This window comes from Paenibacillus camerounensis (assembly GCF_000723885.1).
Lineage (GTDB): Bacteria > Bacillota > Bacilli > Paenibacillales > Paenibacillaceae > Paenibacillus_AQ > Paenibacillus_AQ camerounensis.
Window position 1 is genome coordinate 1 of the sequence record NZ_CCDG010000079.1, and the last position, 6526, is coordinate 6526.

General features: G+C 54.6%; 4 protein-coding genes and 1 tRNA gene. 2 read left to right on the forward strand and 3 right to left on the reverse strand.

From position 1 onward, the window contains the following. Nucleotides 1–28: 28 nt before the first annotated feature. Both BN3772_RS26070 and BN3772_RS26075 read right to left on the reverse strand, forming a co-directional pair. Complete coding sequence (locus tag BN3772_RS26070) at nt 29–1825, reverse strand: helix-turn-helix domain-containing protein (protein ID WP_052380701.1); 1797 nt, start codon at nt 1823–1825, stop codon at nt 29–31. 119 nt (nt 1826–1944) lie between these two features. Further along, complete coding sequence (locus BN3772_RS26075) at nt 1945–2988, reverse strand: DUF4037 domain-containing protein (RefSeq protein WP_052380702.1); 1044 nt, start codon at nt 2986–2988, stop codon at nt 1945–1947. 133 nt (nt 2989–3121) lie between these two features. On the opposite strand from BN3772_RS26075, the gene BN3772_RS26080 reads away from it, so the two are divergent. Then, a tRNA-Leu gene (locus BN3772_RS26080) sits at nt 3122–3205 on the forward strand. Between the two features lie 123 nt (nt 3206–3328). Here the strand turns inward: BN3772_RS26080 and BN3772_RS26085 are convergent. After that, the gene (locus tag BN3772_RS26085; RefSeq protein ID WP_042203271.1) at nt 3329–4240 is read right to left on the reverse strand and encodes a helix-turn-helix transcriptional regulator; all 912 of its coding nucleotides are present in this window, start codon (nt 4238–4240) and stop codon (nt 3329–3331) included. A gap of 167 nt (nt 4241–4407) precedes the next feature. Here BN3772_RS26085 and BN3772_RS26090 point away from each other — a divergent pair. Beyond that, on the forward strand, nt 4408–6526 hold a 2119-nt coding region (locus tag BN3772_RS26090; RefSeq protein WP_052380703.1), incomplete at its 3' end, for an alpha-mannosidase.

Here is a 6526-nt window from a genome sequence, read left to right on the forward strand (position 1 = left end):
CTGCCCCCCCCCCCCCGCCCAAATAAGTCTACTCCGCCCGCAGCTGTTCCAGAATCATCGCCGCCAGCTCATCTCCCCGCCGCTCAAGCCCGGCTGTCTTATGCAGAAGCTCTGCCTGCTGTCTGCGTTCCTTCCGGTCCCAGAGCTGCTTGAGTCCGGGCTGTGTCTGCAGCGCTGCAGGAGGAGTCATATTACTGTAATGATGATCAAGCAGCTTATATATCTGATCATAGATAGCTGCCATCTCGGCCAGCAGCGCATACACCTGAGCATTCAGTATAAGCGGCAGAGAGGCTCTAAGATAAGCAGCAGCGCTTCTCCGGGCGTCTGTTAAGGCCGTCATGCAGAAGTGATTAACGCTATAACGGCGTGCGAACGTCTCTTTATCTGCTGCCGTGTACCAGACATCGTCCAGCAGCCCCTCCCGCCAGGCATCCAGGGCGCGGTAGCCCAGCAGATAGCCCTGCTGCTCTACGGCCTGCATCGAATCCAGCTTAATGCGCAGGGAGGCAAGGAGATTATCCAGTCCAGACGGCGGCGGATTATCACTCGACTTTTCCAGAAAAAGAAGTCTATACGGCCAATGGTCCACATACAGGTACCCGCTGCTGTCTTTCATCGTCTCCCGAAACTCAGGATCATCCTTCAGCTCCGTAAAGGTCTCATCGTCAAAATAGCTGCGGCACAGCAGTGTATTCCCGTTATCAAGATAACCTGTAATAACGCCCCACTCGGGAGCGACCCTCAGATTTATGGCAACCGGCAGGCGGTGATTATGGAGGCTTTCCATGACAGCAGACGATTCGAGCCTGCGTTCCTCTGCGCTAAGCCGCTCCGCCCAGCGGGCCTTAAGCCCGTAAGCGCTGAATGCCGGTGAAGCATAGTCATAGGCAGTGAGGGCGTCGGCTGCGCTGTAATCCCATACCGGAGTAAAAGCAGCCCTCCAGCATGCTCCCGAGATGCCCATAACCTCTTCGTAACTGGTAGCTGTGCCCATTGAGGTTAAGGCGGTATAAAGCGCTCCGGCCCACGAACAGTCCATTCCTTTGCCAAAACCGAGCTGCTGAACATTATCAATAATGTACCGCTGCCGGGACAATGCTGTCACAAACATCCGGGTCCGCTCGGCGTTGTAATGCATCTGCTCTCCCTCCGCGCAGCTTACCGCCTGAATTCCCTCTGCATTCCAATAGACAAGCAGCAGGTATTCCTTTCCCTCATGCCCCATTGTGCCCGGAAAAAGCTGCTGGTCTACCGTAAACTGCTGCCATCCAAAATAAGCATAGTGCTTCATCTTCTTCAGCATATCCCGGCTGGCAAGCTCATTGCCGTAAGCGGCATGCACAAGCGTAAGCCCAGGCACATCAAGGGAATAGCCTTTGGTATGCACATCTAATGCCAGCTGCTGTCCTGTTAACGCATAGGTTGAATATACACCTGAGGGTGTTTCGTATTTAATGATCAGCAGCTTGATCCGGCCGCTCTGCAGTAATCCGTCAAAAAGCTGATCGCTGACAGTCAGAACGAGCTGATCACGGTTAAGGAACCGGCTTACCAGAGAAGTAACGTCCTGCTGCTTGTTGCCGTCTGTGTAGACTGCTGACAGTAACGCAAGCTCCTGCGGCAGCAGAAGGCTGTCGATAGATTGGCCCAGAACAGCAGAGAGCAGCGGCAGGGTAGCCGTTTCAGGCAATGACCGGCCGGTCTCCCACTTGGATATAGCCTGGGCGCTGACATGCAGCTGTTCAGCCAGCTGCTCCTGGGACAGCTGCTTTTCTCTGCGGAGCAGGGCGATGCGCTTGCCTGTTTTTTCGATATTAATCATGGTCTCGTCTCCCGGATATAAATTCGACGTCGTAATTTCATTATAATTCCATCCGGTGTAATGAACAGCGATTGGAGCAGGAGATACGCAGCGGAAAAACAACTGCCGGTTGAACCGGTTTAGCCCTTACCCAGCTCAGTATGAAGCTGAACCAGGATAGAAGCATGCCAGGCATACAGCTCGCCGGGGGCAACGGACAGAAACCTATTTTTGTCGATAATAATCCGGTCTCCGTCAATTGAGGTGAAGCGGATGAAGGGTTCTGCCGGCAGCATGGATAAGCCTGCCCTGGCGGTCCATTCCGTTATAGGGAGGGTATTATGAGCGAGCAGAAGCTTAAGCAGATCATAAAAGGTTTTGTGCATCATATTGAGCGGATATTCCGGGCATTCACGGCTGATGAGGTAAACATCAATTTCGTTCCAGTAACGGGCGATGGCGGCCTGCCGGCTGCTCAGACTCTCCACGGAGAAGTCCCCGGTGCCCATGAGCTCCGGCAGGCTCTCCTCCCATCCGGCAGGTGTCCATGACAGCGTGCGGCTCAGATGAATCAGCCATTTTGAATGCGGCACGTACTCACGGTTGGCAGTGAACAATGCTTCGATTAATTGTACTGCGGCTGTATTCAGCATGGCGTGGCCCTGCACGGTGTCTCCCCGGTGCAGCCAGATATCGCCGGCCAGCCGGTAATGCCACCAGCAGTTGAACATCAGCCCTTCAGCCTGCAGCCGCCCCGGCCGCTCAGCCAGCTTCGTCCGGACCAGCCCGGCGATTTGCCCTTCGGGATCATACAGTATCCGGGCATAGGACAAATCCCACAAGGCTGTGCTATCCCAGGTCTTCTGCAGCTCTTCCTCCAGGCTTACGGCTTTGATGTCATAGAGATACCGGCCTATTCTGGTTATACCGAGCGGCAGCGGAGACTGACCGCCGGTCCACATTCTGTATTGTCCTTCCTCCACATAAAAGACCAGGTCAATCTCTGAATATTCATCGGCATATCCGCGTGAGCATCCGCCGTTCAGCGTGATGCCGCAGACTCCCTCCAGAGCGGCAAAACCGGGAAGCTGCTCCTTCAGCTCCTGCAGCATCTCTGGAAGCTGATTAGGACTGTTTACTGTTACATGGGGTCTATCTACAGGCATACGAGTATTAATATCCATATCAATCACCTCACTCCCAATATATAGCAGGATGAAGCAAGAAGCATTGGAGATTTTTTTTGAAATTTAAAAAATAGCTTGCGCCATTCCCGAATTCATGATATATTCATTCTTGTGCCGCGATAGACAATTTGCGGTCGTGGCGGAATTGGCAGACGCGCACGGTTCAGGTCCGTGTGGTAGCAATACCGTGGAGGTTCGAGTCCTCTCGACCGCATAACAGCAAAGAAGCTTCCGGATTGCCCTTGGGCAGTCCGGAAGCTTTTTTCATTATAGCAAGTAGTTTGACCGTTGAGTGCAGGTGCTGGTTGTTGATTACAGGTGCTGAGTGCGCCTCCGCCTAATAGGACAACTGGGCCGGGGTACCCCCCGGAAGGGCCTGTTGCTTGCGGAACGCGGAGGGCGACATGCCGCTCAGCTTATTAAAAATCCGGTTGAACTGCGAGAAGCTGGTGAAGCCGCATTGCTCGGCAATGCCGGAGATTCTCTGGCGGGTATGAACCAGCAGATGCTGGGCTTTACGGACCCGGGTCGTCTGAATATACCCGGTCAGAGTGGAGCCGGTGACGATCCGGAACTGGTGCGACAGGTAATACGGGCTGATGTAAAACGCCCTGGAGATTGAATCCAGAGACAGCTCGCTGCTGTAATTGCTGTGAATATAGGCGGTGATGGAATATATTTTTTGCGCGTTGGCGCTGCCGGCTTCCTCCAGCACATAGCTGTTCTTGTCCTGCTGCTGGGATAGAGCGCACAGAAACTGCTGAAACAGCGTGTGAACCAGTACCGGATTGAGCGCAGAGCTGTTGTGTGACTGGGTGAAAATAGCATTAAGCGGATCAAATACGGCACTCCGCGGCTCACCCGTCAGACGGTAAATCGGAATCTCCTCGGCAAAGGGAAGCAGCATATTTTTGTAAGCGTTCTCCAAACCGGGTATACTGGCCGGCATGGCAAAATTAATAATCAGCCGCTTATGCGGCGGCCCTTCCGGATACTGGGTCATATGCAGCAGGTAGGGACGGAGCAGAACGATGTCATACTGCCGGAGGGCATGGATTTTGCCGTCGATAACATGAGTGGCGCGGGAATCCATCAGAATATGAATCTCATAGAAATCATGGTCATGCTGGAACTCCATATTAATGTTGTGTGACCGCTCATCATAGTCGAAATAGTAAAAAAGCGGGTCACCGGGAGTATTAATGTTAATGCTGTATCCCTGCTCGTATAACAATCCGTTTTCAAGCATAGACGCTCGCCGCCTTATTCCTTGATTTTCTCTATTATAGGTTTCAAAAAGCAAAATATGCAATGAAATCTCCCCATTCCCGCAAATGAAGCGTAGTTTTTGAGCAGCGGGATTTGCTATATTGGCCCTATAGAAGCGGATACAATCGGATGGAAGAGGTGATACATTTGTTTTTGACAGAAGAAAAGCTGATCCGCCGTCAAGCGGAGGTTGGAAAGCACAGATATATCATGGTGACTGAGATTGCGGAGCTGGAGTCGGCGGAGGATGAGGACGGGAAAAACGGAGTATATCCGGGGAGTGTTGCCTTTGACGGGACAATCCGGCTGAGCGAGCGGTGGAGCGGGCGTGACCGTTATGTCTGGCTGCGTGTGGCAGTGGTGCTGCCTGAGAAGAAGGCGGGCTTTAAGCTGGCCGGCAGATTTGATTTCGGTAAATCCGGTGGCTTCAATAATTCCGGCTTTGAATCGCTGCTGTTTGTAAACGGTTCACCGTATCAGGGGGTGGATACGAATCATCAGGAGGTTATTTTTGGGGATGAATTAGGCGGCAGAGAAGTGGAGCTTGTGTTCCGGCTGTGGTCCGGTCTTGAGGGCGGGGGACCGCCAAGGGTGCAGGAGCATACGATCAGCGAGGCGATGATCGGCTATCTGGATGAACGTATTGACGATCTGTTCTACATGTCCCGGGCGGCGATTGATACCTTCCGGTACTTGAACCGGGACCAGCCGGAGAAGCAGTGGCTGAAGCAGGCGCTGGACGCCGCGTTCCGTAAGATTGACTGGACTGAGCCCGGCTCAGAGGAGCATATCAGCTCCATGTACCAGGCGGGAGCCAGCCTGAACGAAGCGGTGGAGGCAATGCCGAAGACCTTTGATGTGACACTTACGATGCTTGGACATACGCATATTGATGTCGCCTGGCTATGGCAGCTGAAGCATACCCGGGAAAAGGCGGCCCGTTCCTTCTCGACCGTTCTGCGGCTGATGCAGGAATATCCGGAATACCAGTTCATGCAGTCACAGCCGCAGCTGTATGCGTATCTGGAGCAGGATTATCCTGAGCTGTTCGGGCAGATCAAGGAGCGGATTAAGGATGGGCGCTGGGAGCCGGAGGGGGCTATGTGGCTGGAGTCGGATTGTAATATTCCATCCGGTGAATCACTGGTCCGTCAGATTCTGACCGGCAAACGTTACTTCCGGGAGCAGTTCGGTATCGAGAGCAAGTATCTGTGGCTGCCGGACGTGTTCGGTTACAGCTGGGCGCTGCCGCAGATTTTGCGTAAATCAGGCATTGATACCTTTATGACGACCAAAATCAGCTGGAACCAGTCCAACCGGATGCCCCACGATACGTTCTGGTGGCGCGGGATGGATGGTTCGGAAGTTTTGACACACTTCATCACTACTTCGGAAAAGGACGGCGATGCCTACACCTATAACGGACGGATGACAGCCGGGCTGCTGCGCGGGATCTGGAACTCGTATCAGGACAAAGAAATCAATGATCATCTGCTGTTTGCCTACGGCTGGGGTGACGGGGGCGGCGGCCCGACGCGGGATATGCTGGAGCTCCGCCGGCGCTTTGACAAGCTTCCGGGTATTCCTAAGCTTAAGCCCGGCAGCGCGGGCGAATATTTTGAAGGGCTGCATGAGCGGATTGAAAATACAGATGCATACGTGCATACCTGGAACGGCGAGCTGTACTTCGAATGCCACCGGGGAACCTATACCTCGCAGGCCCGCAATAAAAAATACAACCGCCGCCTGGAGCTGCTCCTGCGTGATGCGGAATGGCTGTATACGCTGGCCGGCGTAAGCCGCGGTAATCTGGCGTCGTCTTACCCTGCAGCTGAGCTGGGCGGCATCTGGGAGATTCTGCTGCGCAACCAGTTCCATGATATTATCCCGGGCTCCTCGATCAAGGAGGTCTATCAGGACAGCGATCTTGAATATGCGGAAGGCGAGGCCCGGGCGCTGACACTGCTGAGCGGGGCGGGAGCAGCCGAAGAGGACGATGCAGATGACAGCGACGGCACACCGGGATACTTTACGCTGCTGAGCAGCTCGTCCTGGGAGGGCCCGCAGCTGCTGGAGCTGCCGGGTGACGCCGCAGATACAGGCGTCATCTTAGATGCCGCCGGGCAGCTGCTGGAGCAGCAGCGGACTGCAGACGGCGGCCGGCTGGTGTATGTGCCCGCCGTACCGGCGTTCGGTACGGCGGTGCTGCAGTACGGGGCGGGCCCGGCGGGTGCTGGGCGGGCGATGATGACACCTCGCCGAGCCC

Coding starts and splice junctions, on each gene's coding strand:
- BN3772_RS26070 (WP_052380701.1), bottom strand. CDS start 1,825: ATGATTAATATCGAAAAAACAGGCAAGCGCATCGCCCTGCTCCGCAGA.
- BN3772_RS26075 (WP_052380702.1), bottom strand. CDS start 2,988: ATGGATATTAATACTCGTATGCCTGTAGATAGACCCCATGTAACAGTA.
- BN3772_RS26085 (WP_042203271.1), bottom strand. CDS start 4,240: ATGCTTGAAAACGGATTGTTATACGAGCAGGGATACAGCATTAACATT.